Annotated in this window: 15 protein-coding genes, 1 tRNA gene and 1 pseudogene; 10 read left to right on the top strand and 7 right to left on the bottom strand. The window is 54.4% G+C overall.

Features of this window, described 5'->3' with window-relative positions:
- Positions 1 to 29 precede the first annotated feature (29 nt).
- Together HDF08_RS04085 and HDF08_RS04080 are read left to right on the top strand one after the other, a co-directional pair.
- Positions 30 to 1,670 carry an OmpA family protein gene (locus HDF08_RS04085; RefSeq protein ID WP_179637316.1) on the top strand — a complete coding sequence of 547 codons (1,641 nt, stop codon included), beginning with the start codon at positions 30 to 32 and terminating at the stop codon, positions 1,668 to 1,670.
- Between the two features lie 352 nt (positions 1,671 to 2,022).
- Positions 2,023 to 2,099, top strand: a tRNA-Pro gene (locus HDF08_RS04080).
- A 236-nt stretch (positions 2,100 to 2,335) separates the two neighbouring features.
- Here HDF08_RS04080 and HDF08_RS04075 read toward each other — a convergent pair.
- Both HDF08_RS04075 and HDF08_RS04070 read right to left on the bottom strand, forming a co-directional pair.
- A pseudogene (locus HDF08_RS04075) lies at positions 2,336 to 3,028 on the bottom strand (IS6 family transposase).
- 160 nt (positions 3,029 to 3,188) lie between these two features.
- A complete protein-coding gene (locus HDF08_RS04070) occupies positions 3,189 to 4,319 on the bottom strand; it encodes a hypothetical protein (RefSeq protein WP_179637315.1) in 1,131 nt (376 codons plus the stop codon).
- A 374-nt stretch (positions 4,320 to 4,693) separates the two neighbouring features.
- On the opposite strand from HDF08_RS04070, the gene HDF08_RS04065 reads away from it, so the two are divergent.
- Positions 4,694 to 6,991: an RICIN domain-containing protein gene (locus tag HDF08_RS04065; RefSeq protein ID WP_179637314.1), complete on the top strand. Its 2,298-nt coding sequence runs from the start codon at positions 4,694 to 4,696 to the stop codon at positions 6,989 to 6,991.
- 1,099 nt (positions 6,992 to 8,090) lie between these two features.
- Here the strand turns inward: HDF08_RS04065 and HDF08_RS04060 are convergent.
- On the bottom strand, positions 8,091 to 9,260 hold the full coding sequence (locus HDF08_RS04060) for an alpha/beta hydrolase (RefSeq protein ID WP_257030864.1): 1,170 nt from the start codon (positions 9,258 to 9,260) through the stop codon (positions 8,091 to 8,093).
- 154 nt (positions 9,261 to 9,414) lie between these two features.
- Between HDF08_RS04060 and HDF08_RS04055 the strand changes: the two genes are divergently transcribed.
- The gene (locus tag HDF08_RS04055; protein ID WP_179637313.1) at positions 9,415 to 9,585 is read left to right on the top strand and encodes a hypothetical protein; all 171 of its coding nucleotides are present in this window, start codon (positions 9,415 to 9,417) and stop codon (positions 9,583 to 9,585) included.
- Positions 9,586 to 9,843: 258 nt separating this feature from the next.
- Here HDF08_RS04055 and HDF08_RS04050 read toward each other — a convergent pair whose 3' ends face one another.
- Genes HDF08_RS04050 through HDF08_RS04035 form a run of 4 tightly spaced genes read right to left on the bottom strand, consistent with a single transcriptional unit; the run spans position 9,844 to position 12,750 of the window.
- Entirely contained in the window at positions 9,844 to 10,773 is a 930-nt protein-coding gene (locus tag HDF08_RS04050) for an acyl-CoA dehydrogenase family protein (protein WP_179637312.1), read from the bottom strand.
- The gene (locus HDF08_RS04045) at positions 10,770 to 11,480 is read right to left on the bottom strand and encodes a glycosyltransferase family 2 protein (protein WP_179637311.1); all 711 of its coding nucleotides are present in this window, start codon (positions 11,478 to 11,480) and stop codon (positions 10,770 to 10,772) included. Before HDF08_RS04045 ends, HDF08_RS04050 begins: the two co-directional genes overlap by 4 nt.
- Complete coding sequence (locus HDF08_RS04040; RefSeq protein ID WP_179637310.1) at positions 11,477 to 12,061, bottom strand: SAM-dependent methyltransferase; 585 nt, start codon at positions 12,059 to 12,061, stop codon at positions 11,477 to 11,479. Before HDF08_RS04040 ends, HDF08_RS04045 begins: the two co-directional genes overlap by 4 nt.
- Positions 12,058 to 12,750 (bottom strand): PIG-L deacetylase family protein, encoded by a 693-nt coding sequence (locus HDF08_RS04035; protein WP_179637309.1) that lies wholly within the window; start codon positions 12,748 to 12,750, stop codon positions 12,058 to 12,060. The genes HDF08_RS04040 and HDF08_RS04035 overlap by 4 nt, the downstream gene beginning before the upstream one ends.
- 284 nt (positions 12,751 to 13,034) lie before the next feature.
- On the opposite strand from HDF08_RS04035, the gene HDF08_RS04030 reads away from it, so the two are divergent.
- From HDF08_RS04030 to HDF08_RS04010, 6 genes are all read left to right on the top strand, one after another.
- Positions 13,035 to 15,125 carry a catalase gene (locus HDF08_RS04030; RefSeq protein WP_179637308.1) on the top strand — a complete coding sequence of 697 codons (2,091 nt, stop codon included), beginning with the start codon at positions 13,035 to 13,037 and terminating at the stop codon, positions 15,123 to 15,125.
- 279 nt (positions 15,126 to 15,404) lie between these two features.
- A complete protein-coding gene (locus HDF08_RS04025) occupies positions 15,405 to 16,121 on the top strand; it encodes a 2Fe-2S iron-sulfur cluster-binding protein (RefSeq protein WP_257030863.1) in 717 nt (238 codons plus the stop codon).
- Positions 16,118 to 17,143, top strand: a complete 1,026-nt coding sequence (locus HDF08_RS04020) for an FAD binding domain-containing protein (RefSeq protein WP_179637307.1) — start codon at positions 16,118 to 16,120, stop codon at positions 17,141 to 17,143. The genes HDF08_RS04025 and HDF08_RS04020 overlap by 4 nt, the downstream gene beginning before the upstream one ends.
- Positions 17,140 to 19,380 carry a xanthine dehydrogenase family protein molybdopterin-binding subunit gene (locus HDF08_RS04015; RefSeq protein ID WP_179637306.1) on the top strand — a complete coding sequence of 747 codons (2,241 nt, stop codon included), beginning with the start codon at positions 17,140 to 17,142 and terminating at the stop codon, positions 19,378 to 19,380. The genes HDF08_RS04020 and HDF08_RS04015 overlap by 4 nt, the downstream gene beginning before the upstream one ends.
- 74 nt (positions 19,381 to 19,454) lie before the next feature.
- Positions 19,455 to 19,619 carry a GAF domain-containing protein gene (locus HDF08_RS22090; protein WP_353068395.1) on the top strand — a complete coding sequence of 55 codons (165 nt, stop codon included), beginning with the start codon at positions 19,455 to 19,457 and terminating at the stop codon, positions 19,617 to 19,619.
- A gap of 256 nt (positions 19,620 to 19,875) precedes the next feature.
- Positions 19,876 to 20,385 carry a DUF2062 domain-containing protein gene (locus HDF08_RS04010; RefSeq protein ID WP_179637305.1) on the top strand — a complete coding sequence of 170 codons (510 nt, stop codon included), beginning with the start codon at positions 19,876 to 19,878 and terminating at the stop codon, positions 20,383 to 20,385.
- The last annotated feature ends 47 nt before the right edge of the window (positions 20,386 to 20,432 follow it).

The following is a 20,432-nucleotide window of genomic DNA, read 5'->3' as shown; positions in this document are numbered from 1 at the left end:
GAAGCACCGCAGTTGGAGGTTTCATTCTTATGCATCTTCGTCCCGTGAGCCCCGTCAGATTGAGCTCCCGTGCCGCGCGACTCGCCGGCGCCCTTCTCCATTCCGGGACCAGGCTCCTCGTCGCCCTTTGCATCGCAGCTTCGCCATTGTCCGCAGTGGCGCAGGCTGTCAAAACCGGTTCTACTCCGCCTCCCGATTTTTCCCGCTTCGACCTCTATGGCGGCTACGCCTACTTCCATCCCTTCAACAGCGGAATCACCCCCTTCGTCTATCAGCCCATCAATGTTGGGGCAGTCGCCAACGCCACCGCCTACTTTAATCGCTACCTCGGTGTTCAAGCCGAAGGCAGCTTCTTCCCCGACGGTCCAAACGATTGTTATTACACCGCCCAGGCCGGCCCTGTACTCCGTTACCAGAAAGGCCGACTGATTCCGTTCGTCCACGCTCTCGGCGGCGGTGCCAGAGCAGGTGGTCCAGCTTTCCAACCCTGCACCTGGGGTTGGGGAATCACCGCCGGCGGGGGCCTTGATCTCGTCCTGCCGATCTTCAATAATCACGTCGCCCTTCGCGTAGTCCAGGCCGACTTCAACTACTCCCACGTTGACTACGGTCCAGTCGATCCCGCCCAGGTCACCGGAGGCATCGGCGACATCACCGCCTACCGACTCTCAGCCGGCGTAGTTCTCCGCTTAGGCCAGCTGACGCCTCCCCCACCCGTCCAGCTCGGCTGCACAGTTCAACCCACTAACGTCTTCCCAGGCGACCCCGTTACCGCCACCGCCACCGCGACCAATCTCGAACCAAAGAAAAAGCTCTCCTACACCTGGACCGCCAGCGGCGGCGAACTCACCAATAATGAAGCCACCGCTAACATCAACACCGCGGGCCTGGCTCCCGGCGACTACACCGTGTCCGGCCATGTCAGCGAAGGCAAGCGCCCAGGCGAAAGCGCTAACTGCACAGCCGGCTTCCGCATCCATAATCCCGCACCACCGACCATCGCTTGCTCTGCCAACCCCAGCACGGTCATGCCGGGTGATCCTTCCACCATCACAGCCGTTGCCAGCAGTCTCGAAGGCCTCACGCTGAGTTACTCCTACTCTTCCACCGCTGGCCAAATATCCGGAACCACCCCCACTGCCACACTCGTTACAAGCGGTGCTCCTTCAGGCGTCGTCACCGTCACCTGCAATGTCGTCGACGATCTCGGCAAACATGCCTCCGCCGACACCACCGTCACCATCGTCACTCCTCCGCCACCTCCGGTCCCGAAGGTACGTCCCCTCTGCAGCATCTCGTTTGAGCGCGACGTAAAGCGTCCTGTGCGCGTCGACAACGAAGGCAAAGCCTGCCTCGATGACATCGCTCTCACTCTCAACCGCGACACTACTTCCAAACTCGTAATCGTTGGCAGACACTCCGACAACGAGACACCTGATGCCGCAGCCCAGCGCGACCTCAACGTAGAGCAGTACCTCACCGACGAGAAAGGAATCGACCCGGCACGCATCTCGATGCGCACCAGCGGACAGCCCGGCCGCATCCTCGACAGCACCCTCGTTCCCGACGGAGCCTCATTCACCCCCGGAGACACTGCCACCTTCGACGCAGATTCCGTGAAACGGCAGGGCCAGCCTTACGCTAAGCCAAAGGACACACCGAAACACTAACCCCAGCAGATTCGATCGACCATGCGATTCAAGGGGAGTTCGAGAGAACTCCCCTTTTGCACCGTCCCTCAACGCACAACTATCTCGAGCGAGGACAGTAGAGCATCATCATCGCGATCGAAGCAGATCAACACATCATCGCGTAGTCGAGCAGTTGCCGCCCTCGTTTCGTATTTTTGATACTTCAAAGGTCGCGGCGAACCCCACAACCGAATCTCCCCGGGGCTTCCGCTCCTTCGCCAACCGCCGCGAGATCTGCTAAACTACCTGAGTTGGTAGCGATCCACCAAGCCCGCCCGTGTGCTTGAGCCGTACGGAACGCACTCCTCATCGACACTCATCGCAGCACATTCGGGGCGTAGCGCAGTCTGGTAGCGCACCTGGTTCGGGACCAGGGGGTCGGAGGTTCGAATCCTCTCGCCCCGACCATTTAAATCCCACGTTATCAACTAGCTAAAGCCTTCGGCTTTTTGGCCTCTGGCCCGATTTGGGTCCATTTGGGTCCAATCGCCAATTCCTCGATCCGGCCCACCGCATTTCGCGACTCCGAGGGGACCGCGTGAATGTAAGGCTCCCGCGTCACCCCGGACGAGGTATGCCCCAGCAGGGTCGGCTCTGTTGCATTAACTGGGACACACGCAACTCGCTTTTACCGATGTTGCACATCAGGCGGCAACATTGAACAGCTTGTTGATGAATTGAACTTCGCCGGCGACCTTGGGCTTGCAGAGGAGGCAATGGCGGCGGCGGATCATCCGCGTGACTTCGAATCCCTTGATGGTGGCAGACGCTGTTCTCATCGTTTTAAAACCGCATGTGGGACGGATCACCCGCTTAAGGCCACCGTGGTCTGCCTCAATGATGTTGTTTAGATATTTCGACGTGCGGTGCTTCGTGTCCTGTGGCAACTTGCCTTCGCGCTGCAGCCGGCGAATCGCCTTGGGATAGGAGCCCAGCTTATCGGTTGTGATCGAGTGCGGTGGCCAGTTACGCATCTTCTTCAGTGCCTTGCCCAAGAAGCGGTGTGCCGCGCACGTGTTACGGCGGTCCAGCAGCATGAAGTCGATCAACGGCCATGCTTGTCGACGGCGCGGAACAAGTACTTCCACTGTCCACCGACCTTGACATAAGTTTCGTCCACTCGCCAAGAGCTCGAGCGGTAGCCTTGATACCAGCGGATGCGCTTTTCGAGCTCAGGTGCGTAGCGCTGAACCCACCCGGAAGATCGTCGAGGCATCGACCTCAACTCCGCGCTCTTGCATCATCTCCGCGAGATCGCGATACGTGATGCCGTACTTGCAATACCACCGCACGCATACCAGGATGATCTCAACCGGAAATCGGCGGCGCTTGAAGATAGACCTCTGCTGGACTCCTCCACTCACCTCTCACCATACACGGCCTTAGTTAATGCAACAGAGCCCTATACACCAAATTAGACGTCCCAAAGGTCGCACTTGGGCTAGCTGATGTGAGAGCCACTTGCTTCAATGGGACTGCTCCAGTCAGTTCTGCACTCTAGTGTTGCGGCGTGAGCAAGAGTAGATGAGACGGCTCGCCTTTGCGACGAGCAGAACAAGCGATCTGTCCTCGATCGTTGATGCTGAACGCATCCAGCAGAATCCAGCTCGAACCTCCTGGCAGGAAGACATTTAGATCTTTGATCTGTCCGTCCCGCCATAGAAAGGCATGCCGTCTGGTACCGGTGATGTTCGAGGCGCCTACCACTTCGCTATGGTTATTTATTCCCGAGGCTTCGCTTGGATCGCTTCCCAAGGTCCCGAGATCCTGCATTACGCCGTCAGAATACAAAAAAGCATGAACACCATCGGGAGTGTCGCTGAAGCCGACGATCTGCCCGCGGTCGTTCACTGAACGGGCGCTACTAACGATCCCTTTAGGGAGAGTCCCGAGATCGACAATCTTTAGGTTTGACCATGAAACTGCGTGATTGGCCTTGGCATCGACGTCGGAAGAGCCAGCGATCAGACCACTATTGTTGATGGCATAGGCCGTGCTCGATTTGCCGAAAGGAAGGGTGCCCAGGTCGGCGATCTTGGAGCCCGAGATCACAAATGCATGCCGTGTGCCATCGGCAAGAGTCGCGGCACCGACAGCCGAGCCTTTGTCGTTCAGACCGAAGATGCGACTATCACGTCCGCCCAATCCAGTAACGATCCGAATGCGCTTCCGATGGCGAACAAAGCCGCGAGTGGTCGACAGGCTGTCCACAAGATTGCCGCTGGTGTTCATCCAGCCAGCGATGTCGCCTTGTCGATTGATCGCATGGGGGATCATGTTTGGGTAGCCTGGCATCTGTTCAATCCTTGTAGCTTTGCCGCTTCGCCAGAGCATCGCATACACGGAGCCATTGGTTCTGGTCCAATACGCTACGGTCCCATCCTGATTCAGGGATACTGTCACATCTTGCGAAATCGGGGACAATTCTCCGAGATCCTCGAGTTTGTAGGTTTCTACAACAGCGGGGTTCGCTGTATTGGGTGGTTGATCGGCGTGTGCCTGTGTATGTTCGGCTCGCGTAAATGCGAACAACGAGAAGGTTACAAGAATGAAAGAAAGCCGAATAGGCCCTGTCGCGAATAGAGAGGAGTGAATACTGGAAGATTGGGTGGAAGAGATGACCGGCATGGGGGGATGGTACCGTATTGTCTTTGCGTGATGAAAGACATCATCTCTTGATGAGGCAGCACGTCATAGGAGTGCAAAAGCGCTGCTTTGATTCTAAAACGATCACGTATGCACAACATTCTTAGAGCAGTCGCTCGTTTGAATTGCGTCATAATCACTATCGAGCAATAGACTGTAATCGCCATCATGGGCTATGGAGAGCATGGCCATGGAGAGATGCTGAGAGTCTCATTCGAAGGGGAGTGGCAGTCAAAGTAGCCGGAAGAAGATGAAATTGATCTCGTCAAACGCAGGGAAGAATTTCGCCCGTGTTATCTTGCGGTCGACATCAACGGGAGTATGCTTTGGAGGCGATGAAAAAGGAGTAGTCCCCAATGCTTCGAATTACTGCGCTTGCCCGTCATACTACCGCGTTACTAGGTGTTGTCTCGCTGATGTTGTCGTTGCAACCAGGCACCAGCATCGCGCAGAGCGTGCTTACGCAGCACAACGATCTGAGCCGATCGGGGGCCAATCCGAACGAGACAATTCTTACAACAAGCAACGTTAATGAGAGTTCGTTCGGGAGGCTGTTTTCCCTGTCGATTGACGGCTTCACATATGCACAGCCTCTCTATGATCGCGGCGTTTCGATATCCGGTGGCACGCACAATGTTCTTTATGTTGCGACGGCACACGACAGTGTGTATGCGTTCGATGCGGATTCGGGGGCGGAGTATTGGCACGTCTCCCTCGGAACGCCGGTTCCAAGTTCTGTCATCAATACGCAAAACATCCTGGTCGAGGTTGGCATCATCAGCACGCCAGTGATTGACAGTTCTACTGGCACTCTTTACGTCGTCGCGAAGACCTATGAGAGCAAAGTGCAAATCTTCCGCTTACATGCCCTCGATATCGATACCGGTGCGGAAAAGTTTGGCGGACCTATCGAGATCGCAGCGTCTGTCAGTGGATCCGGGCAACAGAGCAGCGGAGGACAGGTTCCATTCGTTGCCTCCCAGGAGAACCAGCGCGCCGCTGTCACACTGGTGAATGGAATTGTCTACTTGGCATTCGCCTCTCACGAAGACTATTCTCCTTATCACGGATGGTTGTTGGGATATAAGGCGAGCAATCTGCAACAGGTTCAGGTCTATAACGTGACGCCCAACAGTGGTGAGGGGGCGATCTGGATGGGAGGCCAGGGTCTTCTGGCGGACTCATCGAACAACCTCTACTTGATAAGCGCCAACAGCACGCAAACTTCCGAGAATGCCGCCGGCGATTATGGAGAGAGTTTTCTGAAGCTCGTCCCGAGTGGTACCACTTTGAGCGTCGCCGATTACTTCAAGCCAAACGACTACGACCGATTGAACGCAAATGACGCTGATTTGGGGTCTACCGGCGCATTTGCCATTCCCGGCACCAGCTACATCGCGGGTGGAAGCAAGTCTGGCATGTTGTATGTGGTCGACACCAACAACATGGGCAAGTTGAACACGTCGTCCGATCAAGTAGTCCAAGAGTTTCAGGCCGACAATGGGTTATGGGGGTCGCCCGCGTTCTTTAACAACACCATGTATATCTGGGGCGTAAACGAGCCGCTCAAGGCCTATCAGTTTTCCGGCGGCCACTTCAATACCTCTCCCTCTTCGCAAAGCGCGTACTCGACACCTGGAGGCACGACCAGCGGCTCAGTTTCCGTATCCTCTAACGGCACTACGGCTGGTACTGCGATTGTCTGGGCGACAGCTCCCACTGCTGATCCCGACCATTCCACTGTCGGCGGCAATATGTACGCCTACGATGCTACCAACCTGGGAACGTTGTTATGGAGCACTGCACAAAATTCATCGCGAGACAGCTATGGAAGTTACGCCAAGTTTGTCGCGCCAACCATCGCCGATGGCAAAGTGTATGTCGGAACCGATTCCGAACAGGTAGCAGTTTATGGTTTGTTGCCGGGCGGCGGCTGCACGGCGACTGTGATTACTCCCTATCTGCAGGTGAATGGAGCGGCTTGGCAACAGGTTGCCAGCGCAACCGTCGCCTCTGGATCGACGGTTAATCTTGGTCCGCAGCCCCTGACTGGCGGATCGTGGAGTTGGACCGGTCCCAATGGGTTCAATTCCACATCGCGTCAGATCAATAGCATTCCCTTGAGCTCAGGCACTAACACTTACATTGCTGCTTACACAAATCCTTGCGGAAGCAAAAGCACGCAGACATTTGCCGTCACCGTAACGGGCGGCAGCGGCAGTTTGATTCCGAATGGCACGTTTGTGATCACAAGCGTTCACAGCGGCCAGGCTATTGACGATCCTGGATTCTCGATGAAGAGCGGCCAGGACATGCAGCAATATACCGTAAACAATGGTACCAACCAGCAATGGAACGTCACCAACCTAGGCAACAATGTAATTACGATAACCAATGTGGCGAGCGGCCAACTGCTCGAAGTCACTGGAGCATCCAAAGCGAACAGCGCACTTGTCGATCAAATGCCCGCAAATGGCAAATCTAACCAGGAGTGGAACGTCATATCGGTGGGTGCTGGCGCCTTCGAACTCACCAACGTCACTAGCGGCCAAGCGCTCGACGTGGATGGTGGAGGAACAACCGTCGGTGAAGCAATTGATCAATATCCATACCAAGGTACTTCGTGGCAGAAATGGATCTTCACCCGACACTAATTACCAAGCACTTTTTGTTCGGTGTTCTGGACTGCCCAATTCTGTACGGGTTAGAGTTTTAGTGTACGCAACGAACTTTGTAAGTAGCTCGTGGCGGTAGAGACTGCGTGTTGAAATGGACAGCGTAGTCTGCCATTCGCTTCTTGATATGCTGCCTCAAGAGTCGCCACTTCTCTGGTGCTCGAGCGAAGAGTGTAGACGGATGGCGTCGTAGTTCGTTGCCAACGTTCTGCAAGCACCTGCACTTTTCTCAACGACTAGAAGATCCCAATTCACCACAAGTAGAACCGGCTCCAAGGGTACTGTTCGCTTATGCAGGGTCAGGCAAAAAGAGCAACCCTTGTGGGCCAACGTGTGCTAGGCTTCACAGCGCTGACCACTCAGATCCCTCACTTCGCAACAAAACCAACCTGGCGATCCTGGTGCCTCCATTGGACGACGCTTCCGAGATTTTCTGGAACGGGGAGAAGGTGACAAGCGATGGTTTGTAACTGGAATACCCCAACTTGCGAGAAGTGTTTGAATGAGCAAGTTAACGTTGTCAAGGTTTGTTCTTAGCTTTTCCTCAAAGGGTTTGCTTTTTGTTATTGCTCTTGGTTTCGTTGCTTTTGACCGGGTTTGTATTTGTATTCTGGGAGCTGTCATGATGCAAGCTCCGTGCTAGTTGGGGGTCCGATAGGTGAGTCGATGCTGCCATTTCTCGGTCAATTTTATGAAGGCCAAAACGCGCACGCATTTATCGGAACACATAGAAAGTTGGTGGGCATTTTGGGAATGCTCGCGAAAGGCAAGTGTTTATGGGTCATAGACAGCAGAGATAAGACGCATGAGTTTCGAGGTTGCCTTCTGACCCTCCTGTTAGTCTCTTGAAGGTCACTGGAAGGGCGGCGGCACACCCGAGGCCTCGAGCCGGATCAGCTGGGCCGGCATGAAGACTAATCTTCATTAGGTAAACCTCACCTGAATCCGTGCGTGCTTCAACGATGCAAAGCCCCTAACAGAATGATACGCGTCACCTTGAGTGCTGCAACTCCGGGTAGGAATGGAACGCTCTGCGGAGGATCTGCTTCTCGCCTCTGTTCCGCGTGCTGACGACGTTTCAACGCCCTAAATGCTTGTCGAAGAAAGCCGCAATCTCTCCAAAGGCTTCCTTCGTTTCGGGTAATCGGTCGTCCCTGCTGAACTGCGCATGAGACTGTCCCTCATAGATTTCGAGCTCCGCCTCAACGCCTGCCTTGCGCAGCTTGCGATGCACTCGCACCGTATTGCTTAGCAGAAGATCGCGGGTGCCCGTCGTCAGAATCGTCGGTGGAAATCCGTTCATATCGCCATACACCGGCGACAGCAGCGGATCTTTCAGATCATGCCCTTGCGCATAAACCTTCGTCGCCGCGTCGCAGAACCCATCCCGCGACACCAGCACGTTATCCACCCTCTCATTCGTGTAGAAGCTGTCACCCACCTTGGTCACGTCGGACATCGGCGTACTTGGTGCGATCGCTCCCGGCATCGGCAGCCCAAGCTGCTTCGCCCGCAGCATCATCTCCAACACCAGCGCCCCACCCGCCGATGTCCCCAGCACGCCAAGGTTTTCCGGCTTCATGGTCTTCAAGACTTCCGCATACACCTTCATTGCATCATCGAGTGCGGCTGGGAAGTAAGCCTCGGGCGGCATCCTGTAGTCGACCGCGATCACCTTATAGTGCCCGAACCCCGCCATCATGATCGCCTCTGACGTCCCGGACTCACCGGGAAACAGAACATAGCATCCGCCATGCACCTGGATCAGCACCTTGTCCTTATGCTCCGGCGGGATCACATCCGGCGTCTCGATGTATACCTTCACTCCCGCAATCCTGGCAGCTTCGACCTTCACATGCATCCGCTCCCGCATTGCGGGAAGATTAGCCACGGTCTGTGCTGCTTGCTTATCCGCTGCCGCTCGCCACTCTTCACCCGTCTTCCACAGAATGTTCCACGCCGGATTGAGCGGGGCCCCTATAATCGTCTGCATTCCCGGACTAACGTCAGTCGGAACCGGCAGCGTGATCGCCGGAATCTGCCGCGGCGCAAGGGGCGCGGTGTTTGCTTGAGCGAAGACAGGGACTGTCGCTAAAGTTGCCGCACCATAAATAGTTATCTTCCTGAGTGTAGTCATTCGGCCTTGTATCCCGCGCTGCTCGTAGACTGTGCGGCCGCCCGTCACCGTCATCAGCGCCAAGGCATTATCTGGGTCGATCGCAGCAAGTCGCGGCCGTTGTCTCTGCATTTTAATCAGTTTATACGGAAGGCGTATAAAACATTTGTCAGGGTAGGCAGCATCCCAAGCTCATCGCAGACGTTGTACGCCGCTTGCTCTGGCCATAACCTGCCCCTATTCTGCTTCGCCACGGAAATAGCTTGGAGTCGAACGAGACGATTTGGTGATTGAGTTCCAGTTTGAAGATGATGTCGCTCCGATTGTTGCGGTTGTAATCGTCACTGCAGCATTCCGTTGGTTGCGATTGAAGTTCCTCGTCCTCACGATACATTTTTTGGAGTTAGCAACTACCGCCGCCGCTGCCCTCTCCATCCGGAATACATCGGGGATTTGAGGGTGTACCTGATGTTGGGTTCCTGGGCTATCGCGGGCAGGAATGAGAATGAGGCGAGTAGGGTGACAAGGAGGCGCGCGGTCCGGACGTGGGAACGCATGGCTCAGAACATGTACGAGCGTGCTTCAATCCAAATACGAAAAGATAGAAGCAGAATGTGAAACACGCCCGAGTAAAAAAGCTCGAGAATGATCGGGATGTGAACGACTAGGACAGCAAAGTTGGCGAGAAGCCGCGATCACAACTCTGTGTTTTCGATTATCTAATTAGACGGCCTAAGGACTCTAAGTCACGCTCCCCATGCGATTGGCGCATATAGAGATCTGCTTCCTGATAACGACGTGACGTCTCTTCGTTCATGGACAATGGATGTGGACCATACGCTCGAGAGAACCGTTGGAGCGTGTTAGTGCCCATCTGTTCAATCAGATGACGAACCTGTAACGCGCGACTCTGTGCAGCCTTCGAATCGAATGGTGCTGCATCGATCTCCCCGCCTGCCTGCCTGATTAGCGCGTACATACCCCAGACACTAGCCTTCATAGCGCCAAGATGAGCGAAGGTATGAGGGTCGTCACGTTTACTAGCGAGTGCAAAATCTAATAGCCCCGCAACGCCGCCTGCCCAGCACGCCGCAGGTCCGCACGCACCATGCCAGAAACCCGGTCTCTCAAGATACCAACCTGGATCTCCAATCAAGGAGTCCTGTGACAGCCGCAGTTCCATGAATTTGATCGCCCCCGTCTGTGTATTGCGAAAAGCGTCCGTCTTCCAAACGTCGAGATCCAAGCTGATCTGGTTTGGATTTTTCCTTAAATCTACCTCGACGAGGCGCTCGTCGGGAAGTCCAATGGTGAGCAGGGCTCGATCAACTATTCCGAGCCCACTGCAGAACGGCTTTCCGCCGCTGATGTGAAAACCATCTGCGGTTCGCTCTAGGCGAATTATGTGATTTGGAATCTCGGAAGCCCAAACCGCGTAGAGCATATTAGGTTCAGCACTGCGTCCGGCCTCCGCGAGGATAGCCACCGCATCCCAATGAGCTTCTGCGAGCTTCGCCAAGCTGAGATCCTCTCGCGCTATCTCGGCCAGCAGATGATGGCGCTCGGCTGTATGACCCCGTCCCGGGAGTGGCAGCTTCTGCTTAACCACGTCGGAGAGTCGGGACTTCAGTTCGTCCGCTGTCATCCTATAACTCCATTGTGTGCGGCAAGAGCATCTGCGAAGCCGAGCGGCGCACGCCCCATCCGTCTTCCACTGGTTATGACACGTAAGCTAGCGTCTGAAATGCGTTGATGTATTCCTACATTCAGACGCCGCCACAGATCATGATCTTCTGCGCTTGAAAGATCTTGCCAGCCCCCGGCTTTAAGATACACATCCGCTCTCACTCCAAAGTTGGCTCCATGCACGTGGGGATGAGTTCCGTCCGGGTGGATCAAATAAGAAAGACGGAATCGCTCCGGGACGGAGGAGTCGTGGTCGATGAAGGAGTCCACATCGATAATGCCCGCAACCGCAGCGACTCCTGTCTTCGCATACTCCATTTGATCCTGGAGCCAGGTGACAGGTACTTCACAGTCGGCATCGGTATTCGCCAGCCAGCAGACTTTCCTTGGTCCCTCATAGCGCTCTAACGCCAGCTGCACACCTAGTGCCCGCGCGGTACCCACACAGCCCGCTTCAATCCCGATGACTGTTCCGCTTTCCTGGACGATCTCCTGAGCGATGCCGAAGGAATTATCTGTTGACTGGTCGGTCACGACGATCAGGTCGCTTGTTACGTGCGAGGGCAGCATCAGACGAGCCCTTTGTACGGACCGAAGGCATCTGGGAAGGAGGTCTTGTTCGTCCCGAGCCGGAATGACGATCGCAATATGCCAATTAGCTTTCACAAACGCACCAACCGATCAAGTCTCATATTTTGGTTGCGTTCTGAGTGCTCGACCAGAAGCCCTGGGTGGGCAAGCAGAATCTCGTGGACCTCATCGCCCGAGATGTAATGATCCTGGGAATGGCCTAGCCAATGCGCGGCCAGAACGGTAGCGCCTTGAGGAATCGAATCGACAAATGTGGAGGTTATCTGCTGCCAAGTTTGAGGGGAGAAGTAATAGCCTATTTCGCTCAAAACGAGGAGATCAAAATCCTTCACTGGCACTCCGTCTGGTAGCGCTGCGCAACGTACTTCAACATTCGGCAGATGAGCACATCGTCTTTGAGCCTGCATACTTGCAGACGGCGAAAAGTCGATGGCATCAACGGCGTCACAGTATGCAGCTAGACGTTCTGTGAGAACGCCGATGGAACAACCCGGTTCAAATGCCCGGCGATAGGTCCTGTGAGAAATTGCATTGATGATTGAATCGTAACGTCTTAGTTCGTAAGCACTGCGCGAAAAGTCCCAGGGGTCAGCATTCTCCCGATACTTCGCTTCAAAGAAATCAGGAGACGACTCGAATTTGGTATCGACACTCACCGGATGTAGACCTCATATGCACGTTGAGTGGGCATCAACAACTCGGGCGAAAGGATAGGCTGGCCATCAGCATGCTCGAATTGAGAGGCATGAGCCTCCAAGGCATGACGTTTTATTTGGAGCTCCGCATCTGTGAGTGAGACCTTTTCGACCGATAGTCCTTCAAGCATGTCGGGTACTCCCCGATGCCATGTCCAAAAGAGGTAGGAAGTAAGAGGGACACTTTTGATTTGGGCGACTCGAGCTGCCGCTCTTCCAACTGCCTCATGGTCGGTATGAAAGTCGCGTTTCCACGGGGCGACTAGGTGCATCTCACCTTTGATCATCGGCAAAAGTAAATCTACGAGCCGATCCTCGCAGGCCGACACATCTCGATCTGGCAGGCAGAGACGGCGAACCATGGATTCCGGTACGCCAAGCCGATGAAGGGCTTCAACCTGTTCCTGCACTCGAATGTCTCCCATATTTTGTGTGTCGGAATAAGCGTTCTCTCCATCCGTAACAGCCACTACTATCACCGTTACGCCTTGCCGGCAAAGTCTGGCGATAAGACCACCCGCCCCGAGAGTCTCATCATCGGGATGCGGGGCTAGCACGAGCGTCGGAATGAGGGGTGGCTCCCAATTGGGGAGATGCTGTAATTTAGGAAGCCATTTCGTTTCTGAAGTTAAGGGGACAATCGTCGGCATCGTCTATGGACCACTTGAGGGAGAAATGAGAGACAGACAGCATCGATACCTAATGTCTGATGCCGTCCCATATAGGTCTAAGTTCCTGTGATTCGAAATTTGTAGACAGATAAGTTCTGCAGACTTTGTGAAAATTCATAATGTCAAAAATTCCATGTCTGCCATATTTTGCATCCCACATCCAGCAGCCATACCAGCGCCCATCTTGCAAGACCGACGACCGTCGAGGACAGACCCCGGTATAGCAGTAAGTTCAAAAATCATTACGTAAAGGGTCAAAAAATATGTCTAAGACGAAGAAGCCGGCTAAAAACTTAGGGGCTGAATATCAAATAGGCGCCGGTGGAGAACTCCATCAAACTGCAGGTGGTACGCATCCTCAACTAACAAATCAACGGGGTCTTGTAGTCGGAGATGATGAAAACTCCCTAAAGCTCGGAGAGCGTGGTCCTGTCCTGATTGAAGATCATTTGCTCGTTGAGAAGACTCAGCACTTCGACCATGAGCGTATTCCCGAGCGCATCGTTCATGCTCGTGGATTCGGTGCGAAAGGCTATTTTGAGCTGACGCACTCATTAGGCGGGATTACCAAGGCGCGAGTGCTGACCAAGGTTGGAGTCAAAACTCCGGTATTTACTCGGTTTTCGACTGTTGCTGGCAATATGGGCTCAGCGGATACGGCTCGCGATGTTCGAGGCTTTGCCGTCAAGATGTATACCGATGAGGGTAACTGGGACATCGTTGGTAACAACATCCCTGTCTTCTTCATTCAGGACTCCATAAAGTTCACTGATCTCATCCATGCGGCCAAGCAGGAACCAGATCGCGGATTTCCGCAGGCACAGACGGCACACGATACGTTTTGGGACTTCGTGTCACTCGTTCCCGAATCGACGCACATGCTTATGTGGATCATGTCTGACCGCGCAATCCCTCGATCTTTCAGAATGATGGAAGGGTTCGGCGTGCATACCTTCCGACTTGTCAATGAAGCTGGTGACTCGACGTACGTGAAATTTCACTGGCGTCCAAAGCTTGGCATGGCATCGATCATTTGGGACGAAGCCCTAAAGATTTCGGGCGCCGACCCTGACTTCCATCGTCGAGATCTGTGGAACGCGATCAACGAAGGAAACTTTCCAGAGTGGGAGCTCGGTGTTCAGCTTTTCGACGAGGAGTTCGCGAACAAATTCGAGTTTGATGTACTTGACGCGACCAAACTCATTCCGGAAGAGACGCTCCCTCTAAAGATCATTGGCCGATTAGTACTGGATCAAAATGTCGACAACTACTTCGCAGAGACGGAGCAGGTCGCCTTCGCAACCACCGACGTGGTTCCCGGAATCGACTTCACGAACGATCCACTGCTCCAAGGTCGCAACCTTTCCTACATCGATACTCAGCTAAGCCGCCTCGGTGGGCCAAACTATGAGCAGATTCCCGTCAATGCTCCCCGCTGCCCGATGGCCAACATGCAGCGAGACGGCCACATGACCATGATCCCGCAGAAGGGCCGTGTTTCGTATTCGCCGAGCTCTCTTGAAGCAGACTCCCCTCGTCAAGACCCGAAGAACGGATTCACATCATTCCATGCCTCCAAAAGCGGAGATAAACTGCGTGTCCGAGCCGAATCTTTTAGCGATCACTTCTCCCAGGCGCTGATGTTTTTTAACTCCCAAACGGAACCGGAGCAGAACCACATTATATCGGCGTTCATCTTCGAATTAAGCAAGGTGGAAACCAAAGCAGTCAGAACAAGAATGCTCGGGCAACTTGCAAATGTTAGTTCAGAGATTTCGCAGAGGGTGGCGAATGGGCTCGGTATGCTTGGCGTAACGAAAGCAATTCCGGCTAAAGTCGCGGCTAGAACGGACCTTCCCGCCTCTGATGCACTCAGCATTCATAAAAAGTCGAAACCGGGACTCAAAACTAAAGTAGTCGGCTGTCTCGTGGGGGACGGTTCCGATGCAAGGGCGGTGCTCGCTCTACGAAAAGCTGTGACTGTGGCCGGGGCCAACCTGAAGATCGTCGCCCCGAAGATAGGAGGCGCCGCCGCCTTGGACGGAACTATTATTGAGGCCGACTTTCAGCTTGCCGGTGGCTCTTCAGTACTCTTCGATGCCGTGTACGTTTTGCTTTCGAAGGAAGGCGCAACGAAGCTTTCTACCGAGGGCGCTGCTATTGCTTGGGTTCACGATGCGTTCGTTCATCTAAAGGTCTTGGGTGCCTCAGCTGCTGCGAAGCCGCTCCTTGACGCTGCAGGCGTTGTTAGGGATGCCGGTGTCGTCATCGGAGATGACCACAAAACTTATTTGAATAAAGCAAGCAAAGGAAGAATTTGGAGCCGGGAACCCAGCGTTCGATCGGTCTTCTAATTGTGTGAGAGGGACAGAAGCAGCAGGAAGCGTTCGAGCATCGGCTGACTGACAGCTGTGGCACGTCAACAGCCGCACGGCAGCTGTTTGTCTCTGATAAACGACTCAAGACTCCGCTGTATGTCTGGTCTCTACTCCGAACTAGAACCGTCTTACGTGTTCTAATATCGCCCGATCCGGAACTCTTATGGACTCATTGAACCCCTGAGCATCTTTCAGGCCAATTTTTTCGTCTACCTCTGTAATCCATCTCGATGGACACCGACCCGGAGTAGACAGATGAAAGATTTGCTTGGTATGGAACCCAGCCGCGAAGATTGCGAACAGGAAGAGCGGGAACTGGAAAATAATGGGTTGCAGTTTGAGCTGACGCGGCGGCGGTTTATGCAGACGGCAAGCGTGCTTTCGGCGGCAGTCGCAGTTGGATTGCCGGGAATTGCTGTTGCCGAGACCTCAGCGACTCTGCCAGTGACACTGAAAGTGAATGGTAAATCTCAGCTGCTTTCTCTCGACAGTCGTACTTCGCTGCTCGATGCTCTGCGAGATCATATGGAGCTGACAGGCACCAAGAAGGGTTGCGACCATGGACAGTGCGGAGCATGTACGGTTCTGATCAATAGCCGCCGCGTGAACTCCTGTCTGACTCTGGCATTCGCCGCTCAAGGTGCCGAGATCACCACTATCGAGGGACTAGCAAAGACTTCCGAGCCAAAGGATGTTAGCGAATTGCACCCCATGCAGGCGGCTTTCCTCGAGCATGACGGTTATCAATGCGGCTATTGCACACCGGGCCAGATTTGCTCAGCGGTGGCCGCAGTCGACGAGCAAAGACGGGGAGCCTTATCAATCGTGAGTTTTCATACCGGCAAGACCGATCAGCCGGAGATGACAGACGATGAAATTCGAGAGCGAATGAGTGGCAATATCTGTCGGTGCGGGGCCTATCCAAACATCGTAGCCGCAGTTCGTGCAGTGTCGAGAGGGGTGTCGGCATGAACTCCTTCAGCTATGAGAGAGCACTAGCACCGGATAAAGCGATTCGCTCAGGGTCTGCGCGGGGGGCAAAGTTTCTGGCGGGCGGAACGAACCTCGTCGATCTGATGAAGTACGGAGTTGAGTCACCGACGACCCTTGTGGATATCAACCATCTGGAACTGGCCCAAGTGACCAAGAGTGCCGACGGTGGCGTAGCAATCGGTGCGCTGGTGAGAAACTCCGATTTGGCAGATCATACATTGATCAAGAGTCAGTATCCGTTGCTCTCGCAGGCGCTGTTGAGTGGCGCTTCTCCTCAACTACGCAATATGGCAACGACGGGAGGCAATCTGCTGCAGCGGACTCGCTGCTATTACTTCAACGATGTCAATTTCCCTGCTTGCAACAAGCGTGTGCCGGGATCTGGTTGTGCAGCGATTAAGGGCTACAACCGCATTCACGCAATTCTCGGCCAGAGTGATAAGGGCTCAACCAGCGGAGAGAGCTGCATCGCGACTCATCCCTCCGACATGTGCGTCGCGATGGCAGCGCTGGACGCGAAGGTGGAGGTTGAGGGGCCAAAAGGAAGACGCATAATTCCATTTGCCGAATTTCACAAACTGCCGGGGACGACCCCTTGGGTGGAGACGGCACTTCGTGCAGACGAGTTAATTGTGGGCGTGACATTGCCGCCACCTAAGTTTGCGAAGAATGCTTACTATTTGAAGGCTCGTGACCGAAACAGCTATGCCTTTGCTCTGATCTCCGTTGCAGCGGGGCTGGAGATGGATGGCGATCACGTTCGGTCCGCAGGCCTCGCGCTTGGCGGCGTTGCATTGAAGCCCTGGCGGAAAGCCGAGGCGGAAAAAGTGCTGGTAGGCAAACCCGCAAGAGCGGAGACGTTCAGTCAGGCCGCAGACATTCTGCTTCAAGGGGCGATCGGCTACGAGCATAATGCCTTCAAAATTCAACTGGCAAAGCGCGGTGTGGTGCGAGCACTAATACTTGCCTCTCAGGGCACCACCGAGGGAGTACAGGCATGATGCAGGATACGGAAGCGGCACCAAAGGCAGTCAAGCAACTCGATCACCGTTATGAAGGAATCGCCAAGGTAACAGGGAGAGCAAAGTATGCGGCTGAGTTTTCGGAGCCGTTTTCTAAGGCTGACCTCACGTATGCGTACATCGTTCAGTCTACGATTCCAAGTGGCACCATTGTTTCGATCGACCGCGTTGCTGCTGATCGAGCTCCCGGGGTGATCGCGATTCTGACACCATTCAACGCGCCGAAGCTGAATCCGGGACCGCCGCAACCACCTGCAAGAAGAAATCTGAGTCTTTTGCAGAACGCCGATGTGAACTACAACGGGCAGCCAGTGGCCGTTGTAGTCGCGCGATCGCTGAACGAAGCTAAGGCGGCAGCCGCCCGGCTGAAGATCAAGTATTCATCAAAGGTTTCGCGGGTGAATTTCATAGAGAACCTGAGCGAAGCAAGGTGGCCGAAGAACCCCGGCAAGGAGCCAGCCGGCAATCATCGCGGAGACTTGCAGGCTGCGTTCGCCAAATCCTCAGTCATTGTAGAGAACACTTATGTCACCCCGATTCAGCACCACAATCCGATGGAACCACATGCAACGATTGCGTGGTGGGAGGGTGAGAAGCTCAATGTTTATGACGCAACGCAGTACATCTCTGGTGTTCGCATGTCCTTGGCAAAAACACTGAACGTCCCCTTCGACTATGTGCGCGTAGTGAATCCAGTTGTGGGTGGAGGTTTTGGATCAAAGGGATCCATGTGGTCACACGTTCCGCTTTGCGCCATTGCTGCGAAGGTGACCGGAAAGCCAGTAAAGCTTGTTCTTGATCGCGAGCAGATGTTTGGACCCGTAGGTGGACGCCCTTCCACGGTCAATAAGATCAAGCTCGGTGCGAGCGCAGATGGAAAGCTGTTGGCAATGCAGCAAGATGTCGTGATGAATGCGTCGGTGATGGAAGACTTTGTCGAACACTCCGAAGGTCCAACGAAGAACCTCTATATGAGCGAAGCAAACTCGGTCACGGCGAAGGTGGTGGAGGTAAATCTCGGAGTCTCGACCTTCATGCGTGCGCCGGGCGAGGCACCTGGAACTGCGGTGCTCGAGATCGCCATGGATGAGTTGGCAGAGAAGCTGAAAATGGACCCGGTGGAGCTGCGACTGGTGAATTACGCAGATAAAGATCCGAGCCACGATCGGCCGTGGTCAAGTAAACACCTGCGCGAATGTTATACGCAAGCGTCGGAACGTTTCGGATGGTCAAAACGAGGTATCACGCCTGGCGCCAAGACCGAAGGCAACGCGCTGATTGGGTACGGCATGGCAACGGCGACTTATCCGGCAAATCGTAGCGCTGCGCAGGCGGTTGTGCGGATGCTCTCCGGCGGAAGAATGTTTGTAGGATCGGGAACCCAAGATCTCGGCACCGGTACCTACACGATCATGGCCCAGCAGGCCGCGGCTGGTCTCGGAATCGACCCCAAAATGGTTGAGGTAAGGCTTGGTGACTCTACCCTACCGAAGGCGCCCGTGTCCGGAGGGTCGCAATCTTCGGCTTCTGTACTCCCAGCGATTCAGGACGCAACGACTCAGTTGAAATTAAAGCTGGCAGACTTAGCTATCTCTGACACTGGGTCTCCATTACATGGACTTAAGACGCTAGACATCGAGGCTAAAGATGGCAAACTCATCAACAAGAAAAATCAATCGCAGACCGACAGCCTCGTTGATCTGATAGCGCGGAACGGGGGAAAGCCAGTGGAAGCGACGGGGTCTGCCGAACCCTCAGAGTCTAGGGATGCTATGACTTCAAACTCGTGGGGCGCGGTCTTCGCTGAAGTCGCGGTCGATAGAGATACTTATATGGTCAAAGTGCGGCGAGTTGTTGCAACGTACGACATCGGGACGCTGCTCAATGACAAAACAGGTCTGAATCAACTAATGGGTGGCATCACATGGGGCGTGTCCTTTGCCCTATGTGAGGAGGCCCATGTCGACCCGGTCTACGGGCGCGTTGTCAACGAATCGTTAGCCGAGTATCACGTTCCAGTGAACGCTGATATAGGAACGCTGGACGTGACCGTGCTGAACATTCCGGATGTCAAATTCAATCCGATTGGATCACGCGGTATTGGAGAGATAGGGATCACTGGAGCCGCTGCCGCGGTCGCGAACGCTATTTACAACGCAACCGGCAAAAGAATAAGAGAATACCCGATCACGCCAGACAAGATTATGACGGCTTAAGCTCAACAGATGCCGAGTTACTAACTAAGACTAAGCTGCGATCCTGTTGCTTGATACTCGCTGCTCGCTCGTGGATGATAACGCAAGGTGCCATCGGTAATCCTCTGGTGCTCGGCAAACCGGGAATCCGTTTTTATGCGGGGGCTCCTCTGGTTGCCCCGAACGGGCACATGCTAGGCTCCCTGTGCGTCATCGATACGAAGCCCAGATCGCTTTCTCCTCGACAGGTCCGGGCCTAGAGGCGCTATCCCGACAAGGCTACTACTTCACACTGGTCCTGAAACCAATTCACCCAACGAAGATGGTCGAATTGATCCCCGGACTTTAGAATCATCCAGAAGATAAGACTTGGAAGCTCTCTAACAGTTGTGAGCTTAAGTAGGACCGTCACAACTCACCCATAGTTGGCAATACTCAAGTTACAGACGGGGCATACTTCGGCGAACGTAACAACCGTTCACAACCAAAGACCTGTGAGAAGGCGTCCCACACATTGTGCTTGTGCCTGAGTCGATACGCGAATTCTTTCGTTGTAAGATACTGCGCCCTCTACTGCGCCAACTACGTGGAGGCGTAACACCGCGCCGTCTGGCGTGGAGCTTGGCGTTGGGGATAGTTGTAGGGATCAATCCTTCAGTGGGAATCACCACGATTCTGGTGGTTATGATCGCTTGGGTCTTCGGCTTGAATCAGATTGCGTCGCAGATCGGTGCACATGCAATGACACCGATTCACTTACTCCTGTTTATCCCATTCATTCAATTGGGAGTACATCTTTTTCATACGAGCCGCCTTCCGCTAAGTAGACAGCAGATCGAGCATCTAAGCCATCATCCTTGGAGACTCATTCACAACATCTGGCAATGGGAGTGGCATGCACTCGTCGTGTGGGGTCTGATTGCTGCGATCGCGATGCCGTTACTTGCAGTGTATCTTCGACGGGCACTCGTGCACCTGATGCGTCGCCATCGAACCTTGTTTCGTTCGCGTCCCGCGCATCATTGATCCTCCTACCAGCACCTTTGTACCAAGACTCTTCAACTGCTGAGAGG

The organism is Tunturiibacter empetritectus, assembly GCF_013410875.1.
Classification (GTDB): Bacteria; Acidobacteriota; Terriglobia; order Terriglobales; family Acidobacteriaceae; genus Edaphobacter; species Edaphobacter empetritectus.
The sequence above is the reverse complement of the archived record's forward strand: the minus strand, read 5'-3'. Positions and strand labels throughout refer to the sequence as shown.